This window comes from Erythrobacter sp. MTPC3 (assembly GCF_042854385.1).
In the GTDB taxonomy this organism is placed as follows: Bacteria; Pseudomonadota; Alphaproteobacteria; order Sphingomonadales; family Sphingomonadaceae; genus Erythrobacter.
The window spans coordinates 158,977-179,523 of the sequence record NZ_BTGP01000009.1 but is presented as its reverse complement, the minus strand read 5'-3'; the positions used below and the strand labels follow the sequence as shown (position 1 = coordinate 179,523).

The following is a 20,547-nucleotide window of genomic DNA, read 5'->3' as shown; positions in this document are numbered from 1 at the left end:
CATCTTTCGCCTAGTCCACTACCGTGAGCAAAGGGGGCACAACCACGCCCAATGCGTTACCCGACGGCCGATGGGAGAGCATTTCGGCACAAAGCTTAGAAAGCGAAGCAATAAGGTTCGCCTCCATCAATGCCACGTCCACGGACGCGATCCACAGACATTCGCTGCCACCTGCAATACCGAATTGCGCACGCCCGGCGGCCTCCTCACCAGGTCGGCTTGGATAGAGTAACATCAGCTCCTTCGTGCGGTAGAGCCGCGCATAGGCCATCAGTTGGTAGACGTCGGATTGGCTAACCCCGTGCTTTCGGTCGAGTGGGTCGGAACCGAGCTTCTTCCACTTAGTGTCGACGATCGCGCAGGTCTCGCCGCCGCGGCGCAGGATAATGTCGGGCTTGGTGCTAAACACGTTCCCAGTTTCAAGATGCTCGCCGGTGAAGGCGCCGAGGCAGGCGCGATGCCCGCCCTGTTCCACCACTTCGATCCCGCTCCCGACAAGCGCGCGGCGCAGCAGCACCGCAACGTATTTCTCGAACAGATCGTTCATCGGGAATAGTAGCGTGAGGCCCTCAGGTGCCTTCGTATCGTGATGAGTCGCCTGCCAGTCGCGCTGGAGCAGCAGCCTCGCCAGACGGAACAGCGCCGCCCAGCGTCGGTTCGTGCGATCGATGCGGACCTGTTTCCACGGCAGGCGATTGACCGGCACGAGGGGAATGTCGGCAAGCGTGCAGCGCAGCTCGTCCAGCTTGCGCCGAGTAGCGTGCGAACGTGTATGCCCGGCGAGGAACACGACCGCCGCCGCCATCACGCGCATCAGTGGCGTGTCCGACTCTAACTGATCGAAGCGGCAGGCGAGCCGGTCGGGCCGCACGGCATTGCGGGTGAACTGGCGCGTTACGTCGAGCCGCCCGCGCAGCGCTGGCAGATCGTCCTCGCAGGCGACATAGGCGCGCGGCAGGCCTCGCCGAACCTCGGCGACTAAGCGCGTTGCAAAGGCGTCGATCAGGATTTCGAGCAGGCTCGTCTTCTGCCGCGCGATCGCCGCCTCGCCCCCGATGCCGAGATCGAGGCCGAGCGCGACATCGAGCATCCGCACGAGGCGGGATCGAACGGTTTTTTGGTCCTCCGCCTCCTCGTTCGAATCGACCTTGGGCAGGATCTCGAGGCTGCATCCCTTCGTCGAGACGATGCCGACCATCTGCCGCGCGATCAGCCGGTCGCGGCCCAGCACCATGATGTTCGTCGCATCCTCCCGCGCCAGCGGATGCGCGCAGGCGGCGGCATGAAGCGCATCGGCCTTCTCGCGCGTGAGGCCATCCTCGCCGAAGCGCGCATGACCCCATTCGTGCAGCGTCAGGTGGGTCATGGGGCGAATGCCTCCTGCACCGCGCGGGCGTGGTTTGCGGCCGCACCGCTGAAGGTCGAAAGCCATACGCGCCACGAGCAGGCTGCGAAACGCACGCGGTCGCCCGCCACATTGGCTTGCAGGTCCTCGATCTCGCGGCGATGCTGAAGGAAAGCACTGTCGGATATCTCCATTCCGCCGTCCGGTTCGGCGTAAAGATACAGCAGGGCAGGCTCGAGTCCCTCGCGGCTCGCTTGCGTCGCAATGCCGAGTGCGTGCTTGACGAGCTGCGCCGCGTCGAGGTGGCGATATCTTCGGGGCTCGGCGCGAAGCAGGTCGCGCATGGCCTGCCAGCGGGTCATCCCATCCCCCCAGACATCACGGTCATAGGCCTCGGACAGCTCTGCGGGTTTCGCGCTGCGAAAAGGCTCGTAGCGCTTGGACTCAACGCCGATCAGGTGCGTCTCGGTCCAGACGGCGGCATCAAGCCAAGGGTGTCGTCCGCCGCTCCACGGAAATCGCATCTCGCACTCGATACCAACCTTCACCGGGCGGCCGGTTGAGTCGGCGAGCGGAGGGAAGGCAGGCAATTCATCGGGCCGCTCCAGGAACCATCCGAACCCGTTGGCCGCTAACGCCGCGCTGCTCTGCGGATTGGCGAATTTACCACTGGCAATCTCGTTACCTGCCGCGCGCTCGAATATGGCGCGAACGCGGTCTTCGGGAACACCCGACAAAAACAGAGGGGTGTCCTCGCTCAAGCGATCACCTCCGCTGAGTTCGCGCCGGACGGCTTTCGCTTTAACAAGCGATAGTAGGCGCCTTCTTCGAAGCTATCGAGAACACGCCAGCTCTTCAGCGGCTCGCCGCCCTCGCCCATTGGATCCTCAATGGTCTTGCATTCGAGAAAATTGCCCCCCTTGTCCTTCTCACCAAGAACCGCAGCGAGGCGGTTCCAGTCTTCAAAGAAATATTCTTGGAGAAGCGGGATGACCTTGTCGCGCATGACCGCGTCAACTTGCGGCTTCGTTTTGCAGCCGATGAAGAAGGCATGGCCAATCCGGTGGTCGCGATCGACGAGGTATTCTATACGCCGGTTCACGGTCTCGAGCACCTGCGCGAGCGGAAGGCCGGTTGCCCTCTCTGCGTCCAAGAAGGCCTCGACCGAAGTATCAGGTGCCATCTCCTCGAAGCGGAACCGGCGGCGCAGCGCAGTATCGAGCAGTGCAATCGAGCGGTCGGCAGTATTCATCGTGCCAATGATGTGCAGGTTCGCGGGAACACCAAATTCGCGCTTGGAATAGGGCAGGCGGACCTTGAGCGCGTTCGGCATGCCGAGCCGCTTGTCCGGTTCGATCAACGTAATGAGCTCGCCAAAGACCTTGGAGATGTTGGCGCGGTTGATCTCATCGATTATGAGGACGTGAGGGAGGACGTCTCCTTCTTCCGGATTGTTATCGTCGACCTCTTGCGGGCCGCTGTTGAGTAATCGCTCAAGGACTTGAAGATTCAGCCGCCCGCGAGGCAATTCGTAGATGGTATCGAGGCTGAAGCGTGTGTCCGGGCTGAGTTCGCCGACAGGCACGCCGTCAGGATCGCTCCAGACCCAGGAGACTTTTCGTCGATGAGTGTAGCGCCCATCAGGGCGCGGGGCGTATTCGTAAGCGCCTTCAACGATGCCGATTGCGCGAAAGGCATTGAGGCCCTTCGAAGCGACAATAACATCACCGATACTCAGCTGATTCCGGAACCGGTCCGGTGATTTGACCATCCCCATCTGCGGGGTAATCCGTTCATCCGGAAAACGGCGCTCCAATTCAGCCTGAATCTCGTCCCGACTCGTGAAACGCTCATCGCTCCAATCCACATCCCGGAAACCGAAGATCGCATATCCTTGTTCGAGGGAGTCTTCGAACACCCATGCGCTATGCGGGTCGTTCGATTGCCCCAAGGACATCTTGAAAATCTTCCGACCCTCGAGAGAGATTCCATCCTCATTGCGACGCACACGCGTCTGGGCGCGATCGGCGATGCGGGCGAAGAGACCGCTTTCCGCCCTGAGGCTGAAACCGCCACTTTCGCTCGGACCGTCCGTGTCGGGCCTGAGCCCTTCGATGAATTCCTCGTAGCCGAAGCTCTGGTGGAAGGTGACCATCTCGACCTGCCGCGCATCGACGAGTTCGCGATAGCGCTTCATCAATGCCGCGCGGCCTTGGGCGTCTTCCCCATATTCGACCGAACCATCGCACAGGCGCACTGCCTCCCGGGCCGTGCGATAAGTCTTGCCAGTGCCAGGCGGGCCGTAGAGGATCAGGTTGGTCGGTTGCACGATCGTGTCCTTACTTTCTGTTGGCGCACCAAAAAGACGGTCACGCCAAAAGGGGTCGTTCAGAAACCAGTCGTAATCCTGTTCTTCCCCATCGAGCAGATAACGTCGCAAGCGATCGGCCGACTCTTTCTCGCTCGGATCGCGCAGGCGCCAAACGGCATGGTTGCTTGTATAGAAATACCAGGTGCGAGGCTCATCCCACTCCTGCCACTCTACCCCGACGCGCAGCCCGTCCTCGCTCATCTCTGTGATGATGCCTTCTGCGCGGAAGCGGTTTGCAGTGACGATGCCTCCCTTGGCATCGAACGGGAGTTCGGTCGCACGGGGCACGAAATCTTTAAGGAAGATGCGATCGCCTATCTGCATCTCACGCACGCGCCGGTTATTGGCGCTGCCTGTGTCGGTGAGGAGGCTCCATTCGCCACGCTCGAGAAAACGCGGCACGCCGTCTTCTTGGCCCCAAAGGGAGGTGACTAGCCAAATAGGCACGGGGTCTAGTTCGCCGGTGCCTGACTTGTCGCCAGACTCACTTTCGTAACGTTCCACCAGCTGAGACAGAACATCGGCGTTCGGAACTTCGATCTTACTGACTTCCTGTGGGTTGGGAACGTCGTGTCGCAGACGATGTGGCAAGTTCGAATTCCGGGACTTTTGTGAAGGGTAGTCCGTGACGGTCACCTGCTGCACAGACCAATGACCATATGAGCCTTCAAGCCAAATTTGCGTTCGCGCTGCTTCGAGATCCAGCGCGAGCTGCCGACCATCTTCGAGCGCGAACGACGCAATCTTGTTCGTTTGTCCGATCGGCTCGCCCAGGCTTTCGCGTAGCGTGCGCAGGGCCCAATAATCTTCCTTGGCCAAGTCGAACACGAACCGGGTCGCTGTGCTCATGTCGGCACCGAAGCTTTGCGGCGGCGGCACATCTGCCATTTCGTGGAACTTGCGCCCCCGCATGGCCTGACAAATATTCGGCCAAGCATCATTCAGACCGAGAGCATCATTCACATCCTTTACGACCAGTTCGGCGCTCTGTCCGTCCCGCTCACGGGCGGGCTCGATATAGTTCTCGAGAACGAACCGCCGAATCCGATCAGCATCGTTCACGCTTGCATGGCCTTCGAGGAATTGGCCATATTGCATCAACCAGCTACGCCAATTCGAGAGTCTGTTTCTCGGTCTTTCGGACTCAGGCATGAGGACGCGGAAACGCTCACCGCCACTGTCGAAATCCGTCCTTAGTCTCGAAATTGCTTCACGAATGTCTGCGAAGCGGTCCGCCTCCCAAGCTGCTTCGAGGTCTGGGTAGTAAAAGTCTAGATCGGCCAATTTTTTCTCGATGGTTCTCACCGCATGGACGCGTGTATTGCGTCCGCTTTCGGTATTCGCCCCGTTCGTTTCGAGCCAATCTCTAAATTCGCTTTCCCTCACTTGCCTCCCTCCTCGATCACCCATGCAAGGGTATTCACCAATTGTAGATGGTCGACGCTTTTTGCGTCCAATTCCAGTAACTTCGGATTAGCTACAACGACCGCCAATGTCCTAGCACGGCTGATTGCCACGTTGATGCGGTTCTTCGAATAAAAGAATTCGACATGTCGCGGTAGGTCGTCCGGGGTCGACGTCGCGAGTGATACGATCACCACCTCGGCTTCCTGACCTTGGAACTTGTCCACAGTGCCCACGCGCGCTTTCGCGGGCAATGCAGCCGTGAGCGCGTTAACCTGCATGTTGTAAGGTGCCACGATCAGGATGTTCTTCCACCCGATTTTGCCCTTCTTGCCCTCCCGATTAGTGAATTCCGTGCCGATCAACCCTTCGGCCAATTCCTTCACCCTTGCCACTTCGGAATCGCTTCGCTGGCCGCAGCCGGTGTGATCCATCGCCACGAAGCGAATCCCACTATCGGCGAGTAGAGGATCATGGCCGGGCTGCAAATGGAGCCGCTGGCGCGCGCAATCGGGATGAGCTTTCAGGCGCCCGTCATAGACAGCGTCCGAAATGACACCGCAGATCGATGGATGCATACGCCAACTGGTATCGAGCAGGATGCCCCGGTCGGGTGCGACAGTAGCCTCACCCTGCAACAGATAATCCAGCGCTGAGAGGCCACTTTCGCCCGGATGCGCGCCTTGGATGGGCTGTGCCAACTGCATCTGGTCGCCCACGAGCACGATATTGCGTGCAGCCGATCCCATCGCCAGCAAATGACCTAAGGATACCTGTCCAGCCTCATCCACGAACAGGTAGTCGAGCGTCTGATCGAAATCGCTATCGGCAAACAGCCAAGCGGTGCCGCCAATCAGATCAGGCATGTAATCATGCACATCAGCGGCTTTCTCAACGTCGGTGATGATACGGCCATTGAGCCGTTGCTCGTCATTTCCACGCGTGCATTTCTTCACGCCGACGAAGCTGAGGCCAGTCTCATCCGCGACATCCTCCACTTTGGCTAGCAGGTTGTTGATCGCCTTGTGACTGTTGCTGGAAACCCCGACCTTCTTGCCCGCAGAGAGCAACGAGCAGATCACGTGTGCACTTGTGAAGGTCTTGCCCGTCCCCGGCGGTCCTTGGACAAATAAGGTCGTGCCATCCATCGCCAGACAGCGCATTGTGGCGGCTTCAACCAGGCTTTCGCCTTCCCGCACTAGCGGCCCACCATTCCAGGCGAGCAGTCGCGGTGCCCTTCGTTCGATAAGATCGAGCAGCGCGCTGTAGGGTCGCTCGTCTGCCTCTTCGATCGGGGTAGGGACGCCGTTGAGCCACTCCTCCTCCGCCATACCTGCCCAGGCCAGCGCCACCCGGCGAACGGCGGAAACGAGAATTTGGTTCGGCACAGTCGGCTCGGGGATCAGTGAGCCGTCCAGTGGCCAGATCCCCTTGGCGGCATTGCCTCGCTTGATTTCAACTGTCCCCGCTTCACAATCGAGCGCTACGATTGTGCCAACTTTAGAGAGGCTCGGCGCGTGGAGGACGACCGATCCTTCCCGAAGTTTCGTCTCCTGCGGCGCAAACCGATAGCTGGCGATGGTGCTGCGCTTATCTGGTCGTTGCCAAATTCCCTCTTCATCGGGGTCTGGCACGATGCCTCCGATGCACTCATGATCTTCTGCGAGCTCATCTGGATCACGCTCACAGCGGTCGAACATGGCCCAAAAAGCAGGCTTATCGGCTCTGCGATGAAACTGTGTGAGGTGTCCGACTAGCGCCCTGCCCTCTTCGCTTTCCGGCAATGGCCCGGCTTCGATGGCCGTAAGTAGCCTCTGGGAGCGCACCTCGGCTTCAGCGCGTGCATCTGCTTTTTCATCGGGAACCGCCGTTGCAGGACCAACCGGCCGCCACGGCAAATCTTCCATACGCAATTCTACCAGCCAGTCGCGCAGTGCCTCGGTATTTTCGCAATCCACCTTGTTGTATTCGAGGATGCCGTCGAGGATCGCCTGTTCGTTGGTCTTTTGCCAGCTTTTGTATTCAACAACAGACTGGTCAGCCTTGGTCACATCGCCCTGCCGCGCGTCGGCAAAGAATATCTCCATCGTTTTCAGCGACAGGTTGTCTTCGCTTGTTCGGATGGCCTGCCTCAAGACACCATACAGATCGACGAACCTCCGTTGGCGCAGCAAATTGTCCAGCAGTTCTTCACGGCTGGCATGAAGCGTGGATAGGCGGCGGAGCGCAGTAATCTCGTAGGGGGCATAGTGGTAAACATGCGCGCCGGGATTGGCCTCGAGATGCGCGGCAATCCAGTCTATCGTGCTTTCGAAAGCAATTCGTTCGTCAGCGTGATTATGCCCCCAGAGAAAACGGAACTGCGGACTGGATCCGTCGCGGTAATGCACGCCCCAAAGGTAATCGAGCCCGCCCTCCTCCAGCGGATCACCCTCGAGGTCGAAAAACAGGTCAGCAGGGTCAGGTTGAGGAAGGTTGGCGAAGCCCCTGCCCTCCTCAATCGGCAATGGTTCCGCCACTGGCTCTCCGCCCTGCCACCGGGTCTGCTGGATTCGGGCCTGCGCACGCAATTTGTCGAGCGTGGCGGGCGCGAGGCGGGGAATGCGCTGATCATCCGGAAGAGAGGCGAGTTGCGCAACCGTGGATACGCCAGCCGCTCGGAGTTTTTCGATCTGTGGCTTGCCTATCCCACACACGCGCGAAAGATGATCTTGTGCTTCCCAGACCTCAGCACAATGATCGCGCCACGGACACAGGCCGCACGCTGAGCAGGGCTCCGGCTCGCTTTCCTCTTCGCCGCTCTCCACGAAAGAGAGGAAGCGGGCGATAGCGGCTCCGAGCACCTTATCAAAATCGACGAGGCGAAAGCTCTCGCGTCGACCGTCGCCCAGTTGGACATGCAGACGGCGCGGTGCCTTACCTTGGATCGCGGTGATCATTCGCGCATAGAGGCCAAGCTGCACCACGTGGCTCGCCTTGGCCGAGCGCGCCAGCTTGGTATCCACTGGTTCGTAAGACCAGTCGCCAAGATCGGACGGCTCATCTACCCGGATTAGAAAATCGGCAAATCCACTCCACGGAGGCTGCAAGAACGCGGCTTGAAAGATGGCCTTAACGCCTTGTTCCATGGCCTCCCTTGTCTGCGCCGCGCGACTTTCCAGCGAGCCTTTCTCCGGTATCTCGACTAGGCCGCCTTCATCCGCAAGCTGCTCACGATAGACATCCTCGTGCTCAAGCCCCGCCTGTTGCACAAGCTTGCCCATGGCGTCGTCTTCGGCTTGTTTCGGGGCGGCGTCAGGCTCTCGTAATCGCGCCAGGTCGAGTGCGGTGGCATGCGCACAGCCTAAATACCGCACCAAATCTGAAGGCGAATAAAGGATCGAGTTGTCATGTTGGCGCATGGCGCGAATCTCCTATTCACCTTTCCTACGCAGCCAATACGACAAAACTGGTCGTGCTAATTTTGGGTGCCGGGACGGCTTCTCCGTCGACGATCTTCTCATTTTAGTGACGCAAGAAAGCTTGTCGGCGAGAGGTCTGCATGAGCGCTCAAAGGAGGACGAAGCGCAAAGGCCCTAGGCTGGCGAGCGAAGTCCCAAAGCCGAATGAGATGCCAATGATCACGCCTTTCGTCGGCAACGGCGAGTTCGTTTGCACTGATGTGAAATGGTGTTCGCTCCCAGCCATTGGTTGTCTTCACTTCCAATAGACGCTCCAAGCCATCAGCTTCGAAGCTGGAGATGTCATAACCATAACCGTCTCCGTCCTCTGCCGATGTCCAACGCACCTTGCGCGCAAGGTCAGCCCTCCCCGCGGACGTCAGTCGTGCTCGTTCATGCGCAAGCACTCGCTCTTCGCCGGCTTTACCCAAGGCGCGATTGCGCGCGTCGCGTTCTGCCACGTCATATTTCAAGCCGATCTTGGCCATGAATTCGGCGTCCACCGGGGGTGGCTCATTCCGCTGCGAGGGAACGGGGCCGAATTCGAGCAATCTCTCGGCCGGCGGTCCTATCCAATTTGCCGCCGCAGGGTCTCTTAGGCGCGACTGATGTGCTTGTGGGGCAAGCCAGTCCTCATTGCGATCTAGCCAGCGCAACACTCCATTTACCAAGGCATTCTGGAAATTCGCCGCCGGCTTGTAGCCTGGAATCCATGGTTGACCGAGACCGAGCAGGACTGCGCTGGTATTCTGATGTTTGAACTCTATCGAACCTCGACTGCGCCCGGTCCTCTTCTGTAATCCTCGATTGTGCGAGGCCTTATTGTAACGAATTCCTCCGATGTCGTCCGCCAGCATCGCGAAATAGTCCGCAACGGCAGCATCGATCTCCGGGGCAGTCCAGTCATCGCCCGCCAAGCCTCTTACTCTTCAACCACTGGATACATTGGCATCGCCCACTCAGCATCCGGATTGTCCATCATCAAGTCAATGAAAACAGGCAGCAAACAGCCAAGCAGGGATGCGCCGTCTCGCACCTGGTTGCGGTTTGCGCTGCTGTCCCAAGTGGCACCGCCATGCACGAGCTGGTTGCGCAGCACGTAAAGGCGATCAAACAGAACTGAGAGAACGATCGACGTATTGCGCTGCGCCACCGCGCGGTTAGCCGCGGCACGAGCGCTTTCGAAACTCACTTCCCAACCGGCCCCGCCGAACTCGCCAGCCTGATGGCGCCAGAACGGGGCAAAGACGAACTTGTTGTCTAGCAGCAGACGGATTTCCTGACTGAAACGCTCCCAGATGGCGTTGTATATCCGATTATCGCGATCCATCTCGACCAAGGTGGCAAAGAACTTGTCGAAGCGATCCCGCTCGTTTCCAGCCTTGCCCTCCCCGTCGAGCGCGCGATCCAGATCACCCGCGTAAGCGGCGTTAAAGCCGATCCACAACAGGATGAAGCGAACATCGAGATCGTCCTTTTCATTTTCGGCGCGCCTGAGCCAGCTCAGCGCCCGATGAACCCGCAGCGTGAGGGGTAGCGGAAAACCATCGCGTAGTTCGCGCTGCTTTTGCTTGAGCGTTTCGGGATCAAGTGGATTCTCGGACACGGGCATGGCACTCATCCTAGATTAGTAGCAAACTCAAAACACTTGGGCAGGCCTTTCTCCAAGTGGCCCATGGTCCTAACGCATAGAAGCCGCTCAGGCCTGATCCCAAATCGAAGAATTCGCTTCTTGAGGGCTCATCACACTTGACTAATTCATTGGTCACTCTTCAGCATAACTCTTCCGGGCACTTCCAAACTTTCCCGGACGCAAGTTCAATGAGAAATGGCTTTTCGCCTACATGGAGGCGCACGCCGTTATTGATCGTCTCAGCGTGAGCAATTAGGATGTCTCCTCCAAAGGGAAGATCTGCCAGTTCTGAGATGGGTCGACCGGTCATTGCAACGCGCTTCGCTTCCGGCACTTCAATCCCATACAACTCGAGCCTGTCTCGCGACCAGTTCAGCGTTCCCTGTCGCGAAAGTTCTGCGCGGATGGTCCCATCAGCCCAATAAAGTGCTCCAAAGATTGGCGCGCCATTTGTCGCAAGCTCGAAGGTTACGTCGTAGGACCGTGCGAGGACAGCAAGTAATTGCTCTGGCTCAATTGCACCGGACGCCAGAACTGCTGCCGCTAGCTCCGTTATCCTGCCATCAGCGCCATGACTGCGAACCGCCTCAAGTTCCTCACGTCCCGAAATGATCTTCGAACAAGGTCCGAAGTAATGACCTTGCTTAATCAAATTTCGTCTCGATGCCGGGATGTAGTCAAGGACAAGCCCGTGGCGCATGGCATCGTCAACTCCGAGGTAATGAACGTAGAAATCAAAGTCCTCGTCGCTAAACTGTATGCTCATGTCGACGATTATCGCTTCAACCTCGGCGTCCACATCGGCTATGAAATGCTCGACGATTGCACGGACCTCGGCGCCCTGTCGCGCTATGTCTTTACGGCGCCTCCAGAACGTGCGCATATCTTTTACGACAGCTCGTGCGAACGCCTCAACTTGTTCGGGGAGAGCGGCACAAAACCTTGGCGCGCCAGTTCCACTCGCCCAACACTGAAGGACCACGCCGCCAGCCTCCGGGTGCGGGGCGAAATGTAGGAGGTGTCGTTCATCAAAGTCACATACTAGTGCTGGTTGGGGAAGGCCGAGGCGGCGACAAGCCAGGTTGCGCGTCAGCCTTGCTATATGACGATGCAGCAGTTTGAGGTTTGGCCCGTGCGCATCACTTCGTGTCGTCCAGATAGGAAACAAACCTGGTCGGCCAGCATCCAAGACCCAACGCTCCCCACCGATTAAAATTTCTCCGAGGTCTTTGGATTCGAGGATGGTCCCAAACGGCAACACAGTTTGTGAGCCAGAATGGGTGAATGTGTAGCGGGCATCGAACGCGAGATCGCAGAGGACGTCGTCCGGGAAATCAGAAATATGTTCGTCCGACGCACGGCTGATACGCCGATCTACCTCTAATGCTGCGGCAATAGCTGGAGCCAAAGGCGTTCCATTTCCTGCGTCCATTCCGTCGAGAAGCGTCTCGAGACGCTCGTGAGAAATTACTGATGAAAACTGATTCTGATTCCCGCTGAACATACTGACATCTCCTGTGAGGACGCCATGGCGGGAAAATCCCTTCCATAAGGTTTATCAAGCACTTCGTTGCGCGCACTGATTGTAGGAGCAGCCTCCCGAACTAGCGGCTTCGACAATCCCAAAACATGTTTGAAAGGCTTTGGCCTCCTAAACGGCGATGCTCGCCAAGGCCTTTTCGGCATCATCCCGCACCAAATGGCCATAATGCTTTTCGATCATGGCGACACTCGTGCCGGACAGCTGCGCGACGGTCAGGATCGGCAGACCGGCGCGGATGAGATCGGTGATCACGGAATGGCGCAGGGTGTAAGCCGAAGCTGCCTCGGGTAACCCTGCCACTGTCACCGCAGCCTTGATTGGAACTTTCCACGAATCCTTGTTCCAAGCCTGCCCGTCAGCACGCGCAAAGATGGGCGCGACGGGTAGCTTGCCCTTTATCTGCGCCGCGAGAAAATCGGCGATAACTGGCGGTAAGGATATCTGACGCGGGCTGTCGTTCTTGTCCTTGCCCACGATGAGCGAGCGGGTGCGTTTATCGAAGTCTCGCACGGTCAGTCCCGCCAAAGCTCCCGGACGTAGAGGTAAATGACAGAGCGCTTTGACGAAGGGCCGCGCCTCCTCACAAGTCGCATCGATAAATTTCCGGCGTTCGTCACGGTCGAGATACAATTCACGCCGCTTATCCGCTCCCTTGAACGGCTTCAACGCCTCCTGCCATGCCGCATCGGTATTTGGGGAACCGGGCGTTAGGACACGGCCCAGCGCCGCACGCAATGGCACCATGTCGCGGTTCACCGTCGATTTCGCTCGTTCCTTCCAGCGCTTCCCGCCTTCCTTTGTCCGGGTTATTAAGGCGGGGGCCTGTTCCAATCGTTTGCGCCAGCTGCGCAAATGGTGCCGCCGAAGCTTGTCGAGCTTCACCTTGGCAATGGGATCGTCGTAGACATGTCTTCGGAACACGCCTTCGGAGATAGAATTGGGTTTTTCCCCGAGGTAGGCGAGGCAGGCATCCTTCACCGTCACCATATCGCGGGCGAGGTCGCCGCCGGATTCCACAGTTGCCGCCCACGCCTCAGCATCGGTCTTGGCCTGCTTGAAGACATCATGACCAGTAAGCGTGCCGTAATCGCCAAGCCGCTTGCGTTTGTTGCGATTGGTGTCCGCATCGTAGAATCGGGCAAACCACGTGCCGCCGTCGGCTTTCTTGGATGGCCTATAACCAAGGTAGACGCCTTGGCGTAGGCGATGCCAGTGCGGCTCGTCGCCCGCTTTCGGCTTCAATTTTTCACGATCCCCGATGCGGCTCAAATCTGGCATTCGGGATCGCTATCCTAAAATCCATGAAAAAAACATGAAAAACTTGGGTGGGCAGCGGCGAACACCGACGGGCATCAGATATTGTTTTTATTAGGTTTTCGTGTTCTCAAAAACCGCAGATCTCCGTTATTCCCATCCTTCACACGGGTGGGGTCGCAAGTTCAATCCTTGCCGCGCCCACCATCTTTTCAATGTCTTGGTTATTCTGTTCGCAGGGCTTCGATGGGTGACAGCCGCGAGGCGCGAATGGCGGGGTAGCTGCCGAAGATGATCCCGAGCAGAGCCGAAAATGCCAGCGATCCGATTGCAGTGCCGATCCCGATGGGAACCGGAAAATCGGCATAGGCTGTCAGCACAGCGCCGCTGATCCATGCCAGAACCAGACCTACCGCCCCGCCAAGCGAACAGAGAACCGCTGCCTCGACCAGAAACTGGTTGCGGATATCGTTGCGCCGCGCGCCCAGCGCCATGCGCAGACCGATCTCGCGCGTCCGCTCCGTCACGCTTACTAGCATGATGTTCATGATCCCGATCCCGCCAACCAGCAGCGATATGGAAGCGATCGCAACCAGCACCGCCTGAAGGATACCTGTGATGAACTGGCTGTCCTCGAGAAATTCCTGCGTCGTGCGGACGCGGAACGGGTTCACTTCGCCATCGCGCACGCGGTAGCGATCTTTCATGACATTGATGATGTCGGCTTTCGCCTGTGTCAGGCTAGCCCCCTCTTCAAAACCGACGAAGGCGAGTTGCAGGTCATCCGGGCCGGGCAAAGTGTCTCCGATGAACCTTTGCCGCATGGTCGAAATCGGGATGATCATCGTGTCGTCATTGTCGTCGCCGAAAGTGGACCCCTTTTCTTCCAGCAGGCCGATAACGGTGAAAGGAACGCCGTCAACGCGCACGGATTCGCCGATGGGGTCGAATTCTCCGAACAGGCTTTCCGACACCGTGCGGCCCAGCACTGCGACCCGGGCGGCGGAGCGAATATCCGCCTCGCTGATATATCGCCCGCGGTCGGCGAGATGGTTGGTGATCAGGCCGTAACCGGGCGATGTTCCCACTGCCGTGGTAGCGGCGCTGGTCCCGGCAACCACCAGTTCGAGCCCGCTGCGCAATTGCGGGGCGACCGCGCGGATGTTGGGCACCTCACGCTCAATCGCCCTAAGGTCGCGCTGGGTGAGCCTGCCGCGGTCGAACGACCGCCGTCCGCCTTCATTGTCCGGCTCCGGTATGATGATGGCCATGTTCGACCCGAAATTGTTAATCGCGTTAGAGACCGAGGTCTGCGCTCCATTGCCTACTGCGACTGCCAAAGTGACGGCGAAAACCCCGATCAGCACGCCGAGCATCGTCAGGATAGAGCGCATCAGGTTTGTCCGCAGCGCGATCATCGCGATCGAGATGTTCACACCCCAATTGCTGAAAAGGCCGCCCCTCTTGCTCACGTCACGACCTCAGACGCTGCACCGCCCATCGGTACCGCTATCGTCCGGCTCGTAACAATGCGATCCTCAATCACCTTGCCGTCCCGAAATTCAATGCGCCGCTTGGCATGGTCGGCGATTTCATTCTCATGCGTGACGACGATGACCGTGATGCCCGACGCATTAAGCTGTTCGAAAATCGCCATGATCTCCATACTGGTTTGCGTGTCGAGCGCGCCTGTAGGCTCATCAGCGAGCAGCATTAGCGGTTCCGTCACCAGAGCGCGGGCGATCGCCACGCGCTGCTGCTGGCCGCCGGACAGTTTGGCGGGCGTATTCAGCAGCCGTTCGCCAAGCCCCATTTCCTCCAGCTTGGCAATTGCGCGCTCCCTGCGCTCTGCCGCGTCGATACCGGCGTAAATCAGCGGCACCGCCACATTGTCGATGGAGGATGTTCGCGCAAGCAGGTTGAACTGCTGGAAGACAAAGCCGATCTTGCTGTTGCGCAGCCCGGCCATATCGTCGCTCGTCATGCTCTCAATCGGAATACCGTCGATCAGGACCTGACCGGCGCTGGGTATGTCGAGACAGCCGATCATGTTCATGAAGGTCGATTTGCCCGATCCGCTCGCCCCCATGATTGCGACATATTCGCCGCGCTCAATGCTAAGCGAGACATCGTTAACGGCATGGATGGTCTCCCCGCCCAGCTCATACGTTTTCACCAGCCCGCGCGTTTCCACCAGCGGCTGCGCGCCGCTCTCATCGACTGCAAATGCGCTATCGGGTGGACCAGTCACGGCTATTCCCCGTCCGAGGAACTTTGGCCGTTCAGACTGCGTGACCGCACGAGCACTGCCTGTCCTGTTTCAAGGCCGCTGGTCACTTCGACGTAATCCTCGCCCTCAAGTCCTGTCTCGACCGGAACTTTCGACGGGCTGTAATCCTCTTCGCCCGGCACCCAGACATAAACCTGCTTCGATTGTTCAGCGCCGTTTTCGCCGCCATCTTCACCGCGATCACCTTCGCGCGGAAGGAACCGTGTCGATGCGACAGGGATGCGCAGCACATCGTCCTTACGGCCCGTGATGATGTCCACATTCGCCGTCATGCCGGTAAGCAGCCGGCCATCGCTGTTATCGACATCGAGGATCACCAGATACGTGACCGCGTTACCCGATTGCGAAGCGGATTGCCTGATCTGCTGGACCTTTGCAGCGAATTCGTCGTCTGGATAAGAATCCACGGTAAAGCGGACATCCTGATCTTCGCGGATCTGGCCGATATCCGCCTCGTCAACGGACGCCTCGACCTGCATCCGGCTGGTGTCGGCGGCAATCGTGAACAGGTTCGGCGTCTGGAAACTTGCGGCAACCGTGGTGCCGGGTTCCACCAGTTTGTCGATCACGACCCCCGCTGTCGGGGCAATGATACGCGTGCGGGAAAGGTCCAAGCGGGCAGAATCGAGCTCTGCAATGCTCTGCGCAATCTGCGCCCGCGCGCTTTGCATCTGCGCCTCAGCCGTGCTTAGCGCGGCGCGCGCCGATGCGAGAGCATTCTCTGCCTGATCCAAGCCGGCGCCCGATACAAACCCCTTGATTGCCAATTCCTGTCGCCGTTCGAATTCGCGTGTTTGCACCTCGACATCGGTGCGGGACCGGATCATCGAAGCTTCTGCTTGGGCAAGGCTGGCACGCGCCAGATCGACCTGCGCGCGCGCCTGCGCCATCCGGGCGCGGGGCCGGGTCGGGTCGATTTCGGCCAGCAATTGCCCCTTGGCCACAGCCGAGTTGAAATCGACATAAACCCCGGTGATCTGCCCGGAGACTTCCGCACCGACATTGATGGTGTTGAGCGCGCGCAGCGTGCCGCTGGCGGAAACCACGCGAACAACTTCGCCGGTGCTCGCTTCTTCGGTGACGTATTCATAGTCGCGCTGGTCAGGCGACAGCACGATCCACAGGATCAGCGCGAATATGATGGCTGCAATCGCGGTCAGAATAGGGTGCGCCTTGACCCAGTTTTTCACTCGACCCAAAATTTTGCGCTCCCCTGAAACCGGCACAATTTGCCCCTTCGCCAAGTCCTAGCGCAATGGCGGGCAAAGGCCAGCTTAAGCTAGAATTTCAGCGGGTATTTCGCGCCAGATTTTGGCGGGGCGCAAGCCGGTCCGATCAGCTATCTTCGGGTGCGCTGAGTTCGCGTTCGACGCAGTGTTCGAACAATTCCTGTTCACGAGACGGGTTGTCATTGGCAAGCCCCGCAGCCCAGCGTTTCGCTGATACTGTGGGGCCGCCCATGATCATCCGCAGTTCCAGAATGGTCGCTCTCCGCCCTACCGCTGCACGCGGCCTGAACCATCGCCGCTCATCAGCTTTTCAACCTCGGGCACGGTGACCCGGTTGAAATCGCCCATGATCGTGTGCTTGAGCGCGCTGGCTGCAACCGCGAACTCCAGGCTTTGCTGGCGATCTTCATACGCGTTGAGGCCGTAAATCAGCGCCGAGGCAAAGCTGTCTCCGCCGCCGACACGGTCGACGATATCGGTCAGCTCGTATTTCTTCGACAGCATGAAGCCGTCATCGCGCGTGCGCAGGCAAGCCGACCAGTTGTTGCGATCCGCGCTCAGGCTTTCGCGCAGCGTGATCGCAATCGTGTGCATGTCGGGATAGATATCCAGCACCTTCTGGCCCAGCGCCTCATATTTCTTGGTATCGAGTTCGCCGCTTTCCACGTCGACATCAACCGTGATGTCGAGCGACTTCTGGCAGTCTTCTTCATTGGCGATGCCGACATCGACATACTTGACCAGCTCGCGCATCACTTCGGGCGCGGTCTTGCCATATTTCCACAGCTTGCCGCGGAAGTTGAAATCGCACGACACCGTGACGCCCGCTTCTTTCGCCGCTTTCACGCAGGCCATCGACAGGTCGGCTGCTGACTGGCTGAGTGCAGGCGTGATGCCCGTGATGTGGAGCCACCTAGCGCCCTTGAAAATGGTCGGCCAGTCGAATTCATCCGCGCTCGCATTGCAAATCGAGGAATTGGCGCGGTCATAAACGACTTTTGACGGGCGCTGGTTCGATCCGGTCTCAAGGAAGTATATTCCCACCCGGTCGCCTGAACGGCTGATATGCGCGGTATCGACGCCAAACTTGCGCAGCTCCATGATCGCGTTTTCGCCAATGTCGTTATCGGGAAGCGCGCTTACGAACCCTGCGTCAAAGCCGTAATTGGCCAGCGCAACGGCGACGTTCGCCTCGCCTCCGCCAAAGGTTGCCTCGAACTCAGGCGATTGGAAAAACCGCTGATGTCCCGGCGTTTTCAGCCGCAACATGATTTCACCAAAAGATAGAAAGTCAGTCATTGGGGAGGAGCTCCTGTCAGCGAGCGGCATCGGCGATCTCGACCGCCTCGCTCGCCAATCTTGTGATTTGCGCGTAATCGCCGATGGCGACCGCTTCTTTGGGAGTAAGCCAGCTGCCGCCACAGGCGAGCACACTGGGCAAGGCAAGAAATTCGCCGAGATTGGCAGCCGAAACGCCGCCGGTTGGCATGAACCGCATCTCGCGGAACACCGAACTCAGCGCCTTGAGCATGGGAACACCGCCAGCAAGGCTAGCCGGGAAGAACTTCACTTCCCTGAGGCCAAGCGCATAGGCGCGCTGCACCTCGCCTGCGGTCATCGTGCCGGGATAGATTGGCACGCTTTGATCAAGGCAGTATTCGACAATCTCGTCCACGAGGCCGGGGCACACAATAAACTGCGCCCCGCTGTCGAGGACGGATTTGGCCTGGTCGAGCGTGAGGACGGTTCCCGCCCCCACGATCAGCCCATCGGTTTGCGCGATGATTGCTTCCATTCCCTTTTGCGCATCGTCGCTGCGCATGACGACTTCGATCACGCTAAGCCCGCCTTTGGCCAGAGCATCGGCGATGCCGACTGACCGCGCCGGGTCGTTTTCAGCGATCAACGGCACAACCGGCGCCGCATTCAGCCGTTGGGACATTTCCGCACTCATCACGAATTCTCCAATTTGACGGTTCGCCTTACGAGAAGGCGAGCCCGCCATTGATATCGACATTCGCGCCGGTAATGAACGATGCTTCATCCGAAGCCAAATAGGCAACGAGGTCCGCAGTTTCCTCGGCCTTGCCCTGACGGCGCAGCGGCGTGGAGTTGGCGACGTTTTCGCGCGCGGCATCCGGTGTGAACTTATCATGGAAAGTCGTCGCGATCATGCCGGGGCACAGTGCGTTTACGCGAATGCCTTTTGGTCCAAGCTCTTTTGCCAGGCCACGGGTCATGGTCATGACAGCGCCCTTGGACGTGGCATAGGCGATCGCGCCGCCGCCGCCGCCATCGCGCCCTGCGAGCGATGCGAGGTTCACGATCGCGCTGCCTTCGGACATGAACGGCACGGCCGCCTTACACGCGAGGAAGGTCGAAGTGGTGTTGAGCTGCATGACATGGTTGAAGAATTCTTCGTCCATCTCTTCCAGCGTCTTGCGCGCGACAAGGCCGCCTGCATTGTTGACGAGGATATCAATCTTGCCGCCGAACGCATCGTTCGTGGCCGCGAACAGGGCATCGACGTCGGCTGATTTGGTAACGTCGGCTTTTACCGCAATAGCCTTGCCGCCTGCTGCTTCTACGGCAGCGACGGTCGCATCGGCATCTGCCTGATTGCTGTTGTAATTGACGACAACATTGGCGCCCTCACTGCCCAGCTTCACGCATATCGCACGCCCGATGTCACGGCTGCCGCCGGTAACCACTGCTACTTTGCCTGCAAATTTCATTCGTCTTCCCCTTTGGAAGGTTAATCGGCCTCAGGCCGTTTTTGGTTGAGTAGGTTTAAGAGGTTTGATTTCGGGGCACAGGATGAGCACCGACAATACAGTTGCGATAGCCAGACCCGCGCCGACAATGAATGCGGGCGCATAGCTATTCACGGTTATGACCGGGATCAGGAAATTGAGCAGAACGACCGCCAATTTCGCCGCAGTCCCGGCAAAACCCGCCAGAGTGCCCACCGATTTACCGCTGTAAAAATCGCTTGGCAGCGTCTGGATATTGCCGACCGCAGTCTGAAACCCGAACAGAATGACAGCCATCAGCAGAACCGCGGTCAGCGGCGTGCTGGCCTGCGTCGTCGCCAGCAGCGATCCCAGCATGATGGCCCCGCCCAGACCGATAACGGTCTTGCGCGTCCGGTTGACCGTCCAGCCTGATTTGATCCGGTTGCCTGCGAGCAGGCCGCCAAACCATGCCCCGAACATTGCCCCGACATAAGGGATCCATGCGTAGACTGCGATCTCCTCGACACCGAAACCATATGTCTTGAACAGGTAGATCGGCAACCAGCCAACGAACAGCCACCAGATCGGATCAAGGAAGAAGCTCGCCATGATGACGCCCCAGCTTTCCTTGCGGCTGAGAATTTCGGCTGTTCCCGGCGCGTAGTCGGCCACTTCGTTGGTTTCGACATTGCGCTGTCCGGTCAGGATGTATTCCCGCTCTTCCGCGCTGATCCACGGGTGAGCTTCGGGACCGCTTTTGTAAACGATGAGCCACGGCACCAGCCATAGGAAGCCGAGCACACCGATGGCGACAAAGGTTGCCTGCCAGCTGCCGAGCCAAACGAACAGCAAGCCGATGATCGGCGCCGACACGATGCCGCCAATAGCCGCGCCGGAATTGAAGATGCCCTGTGCCAGCGCGCGTTCGTTGATCGGAAACCACTCTGCATTCGCCTTGGTCGCGCCGGGCCAGTTACCCGCCTCGGACACACCTAGCAAAGCGCGGAAAACCGCGAAGCTCGTCAAGCCGGTCGCCACCGCGTGCAGCATGGTCGCCGCCGACCAGACGACGATGGAAAGCACGAAGCCGAGACGCGTCCCGATCCAGTCAAAAATCTTGCCAAACAAGGATTGGCCAAACGCATAAGCAAACGTGAAGACGTTCAGAATGATCGCGTAATCGAGCTCGGAAAGCTCAAGGTCCTGCGAAATTTCCGGCCAGAGGAAGCCCAACGCCCCCCGGTCGATATAATTAATGACAGTCGCAATCGCGACCAGGATTACGATCCCGTAACGGAGCATT

16 protein-coding genes are annotated in these 20,547 nt (G+C 58.8%); all 16 read right to left on the bottom strand.

Annotated elements, in window-relative coordinates; translation table 11 throughout:
* Positions 1-10: 10 nt before the first annotated feature.
* The gene (locus tag ACGHU1_RS13305) at positions 11-1,366 is read right to left on the bottom strand and encodes an McrC family protein (protein WP_390587699.1); all 1,356 of its coding nucleotides are present in this window, start codon (positions 1,364-1,366) and stop codon (positions 11-13) included.
* On the bottom strand, positions 1,363-2,106 hold the full coding sequence (locus ACGHU1_RS13300; protein WP_390587698.1) for a PGN_0703 family putative restriction endonuclease: 744 nt from the start codon (positions 2,104-2,106) through the stop codon (positions 1,363-1,365). The genes ACGHU1_RS13305 and ACGHU1_RS13300 overlap by 4 nt, the downstream gene beginning before the upstream one ends.
* Entirely contained in the window at positions 2,103-5,102 is a 3,000-nt protein-coding gene (locus ACGHU1_RS13295; RefSeq protein ID WP_390587696.1) for an AAA family ATPase, read from the bottom strand. The genes ACGHU1_RS13300 and ACGHU1_RS13295 overlap by 4 nt, the downstream gene beginning before the upstream one ends.
* Positions 5,099-8,521, bottom strand: coding sequence for a TM0106 family RecB-like putative nuclease (locus tag ACGHU1_RS13290; protein ID WP_390587694.1), 3,423 nt, complete (start codon positions 8,519-8,521; stop codon positions 5,099-5,101). The genes ACGHU1_RS13295 and ACGHU1_RS13290 overlap by 4 nt, the downstream gene beginning before the upstream one ends.
* 98 nt (positions 8,522-8,619) lie before the next feature.
* The gene (locus ACGHU1_RS13285) at positions 8,620-9,477 is read right to left on the bottom strand and encodes a DUF3883 domain-containing protein (protein ID WP_390587693.1); all 858 of its coding nucleotides are present in this window, start codon (positions 9,475-9,477) and stop codon (positions 8,620-8,622) included.
* Positions 9,478-9,482: 5 nt separating this feature from the next.
* Positions 9,483-10,172 (bottom strand): hypothetical protein, encoded by a 690-nt coding sequence (locus ACGHU1_RS13280; RefSeq protein WP_390587692.1) that lies wholly within the window; start codon positions 10,170-10,172, stop codon positions 9,483-9,485.
* A 160-nt stretch (positions 10,173-10,332) separates the two neighbouring features.
* Entirely contained in the window at positions 10,333-11,697 is a 1,365-nt protein-coding gene (locus ACGHU1_RS13275) for a hypothetical protein (RefSeq protein WP_390587691.1), read from the bottom strand.
* 147 nt (positions 11,698-11,844) lie between these two features.
* Positions 11,845-13,014: a tyrosine-type recombinase/integrase gene (locus ACGHU1_RS13270; protein WP_390587689.1), complete on the bottom strand. Its 1,170-nt coding sequence runs from the start codon at positions 13,012-13,014 to the stop codon at positions 11,845-11,847.
* A gap of 200 nt (positions 13,015-13,214) precedes the next feature.
* Positions 13,215-14,462 carry an ABC transporter permease gene (locus ACGHU1_RS13265; protein WP_390587687.1) on the bottom strand — a complete coding sequence of 416 codons (1,248 nt, stop codon included), beginning with the start codon at positions 14,460-14,462 and terminating at the stop codon, positions 13,215-13,217.
* Positions 14,459-15,241: an ABC transporter ATP-binding protein gene (locus ACGHU1_RS13260; protein ID WP_390587685.1), complete on the bottom strand. Its 783-nt coding sequence runs from the start codon at positions 15,239-15,241 to the stop codon at positions 14,459-14,461. The genes ACGHU1_RS13265 and ACGHU1_RS13260 overlap by 4 nt, the downstream gene beginning before the upstream one ends.
* A 2-nt stretch (positions 15,242-15,243) precedes the next feature.
* A complete protein-coding gene (locus ACGHU1_RS13255) occupies positions 15,244-16,470 on the bottom strand; it encodes an efflux RND transporter periplasmic adaptor subunit (protein WP_390587683.1) in 1,227 nt (408 codons plus the stop codon).
* Between the two features lie 145 nt (positions 16,471-16,615).
* Entirely contained in the window at positions 16,616-16,741 is a 126-nt protein-coding gene (locus ACGHU1_RS13250) for a hypothetical protein (RefSeq protein WP_390587681.1), read from the bottom strand.
* Between the two features lie 35 nt (positions 16,742-16,776).
* On the bottom strand, positions 16,777-17,808 hold the full coding sequence (locus ACGHU1_RS13245) for a PfkB family carbohydrate kinase (protein ID WP_390587680.1): 1,032 nt from the start codon (positions 17,806-17,808) through the stop codon (positions 16,777-16,779).
* A 16-nt stretch (positions 17,809-17,824) separates the two neighbouring features.
* Positions 17,825-18,451 (bottom strand): bifunctional 4-hydroxy-2-oxoglutarate aldolase/2-dehydro-3-deoxy-phosphogluconate aldolase, encoded by a 627-nt coding sequence (locus ACGHU1_RS13240; protein WP_390587679.1) that lies wholly within the window; start codon positions 18,449-18,451, stop codon positions 17,825-17,827.
* Between the two features lie 40 nt (positions 18,452-18,491).
* Positions 18,492-19,244: an SDR family NAD(P)-dependent oxidoreductase gene (locus tag ACGHU1_RS13235; protein WP_390587678.1), complete on the bottom strand. Its 753-nt coding sequence runs from the start codon at positions 19,242-19,244 to the stop codon at positions 18,492-18,494.
* 30 nt (positions 19,245-19,274) lie between these two features.
* A complete protein-coding gene (locus ACGHU1_RS13230) occupies positions 19,275-20,546 on the bottom strand; it encodes an MFS transporter (protein WP_390587677.1) in 1,272 nt (423 codons plus the stop codon).
* Position 20,547 lies beyond the last annotated feature (1 nt).

Excerpts from the sequence above, each read along its gene's own strand:
- ACGHU1_RS13305 (WP_390587699.1), bottom strand. The coding sequence starts at position 1,366 with ATGACCCACCTGACGCTGCACGAATGGGGTCATGCGCGCTTCGGCGAG.
- ACGHU1_RS13290 (WP_390587694.1), bottom strand. The coding sequence starts at position 8,521 with ATGCGCCAACATGACAACTCGATCCTTTATTCGCCTTCAGATTTGGTG.
- ACGHU1_RS13280 (WP_390587692.1), bottom strand. The coding sequence starts at position 10,172 with ATGCCCGTGTCCGAGAATCCACTTGATCCCGAAACGCTCAAGCAAAAG.
- ACGHU1_RS13275 (WP_390587691.1), bottom strand. The coding sequence starts at position 11,697 with ATGTTCAGCGGGAATCAGAATCAGTTTTCATCAGTAATTTCTCACGAG.
- ACGHU1_RS13270 (WP_390587689.1), bottom strand. The coding sequence starts at position 13,014 with ATGCCAGATTTGAGCCGCATCGGGGATCGTGAAAAATTGAAGCCGAAA.
- ACGHU1_RS13250 (WP_390587681.1), bottom strand. The coding sequence starts at position 16,741 with ATGGGCGGCCCCACAGTATCAGCGAAACGCTGGGCTGCGGGGCTTGCC.
- ACGHU1_RS13245 (WP_390587680.1), bottom strand. The coding sequence starts at position 17,808 with ATGACTGACTTTCTATCTTTTGGTGAAATCATGTTGCGGCTGAAAACG.
- ACGHU1_RS13240 (WP_390587679.1), bottom strand. The coding sequence starts at position 18,451 with ATGTCCCAACGGCTGAATGCGGCGCCGGTTGTGCCGTTGATCGCTGAA.
- ACGHU1_RS13235 (WP_390587678.1), bottom strand. The coding sequence starts at position 19,244 with ATGAAATTTGCAGGCAAAGTAGCAGTGGTTACCGGCGGCAGCCGTGAC.
- ACGHU1_RS13230 (WP_390587677.1), bottom strand. The coding sequence starts at position 20,546 with ATGCTCCGTTACGGGATCGTAATCCTGGTCGCGATTGCGACTGTCATT.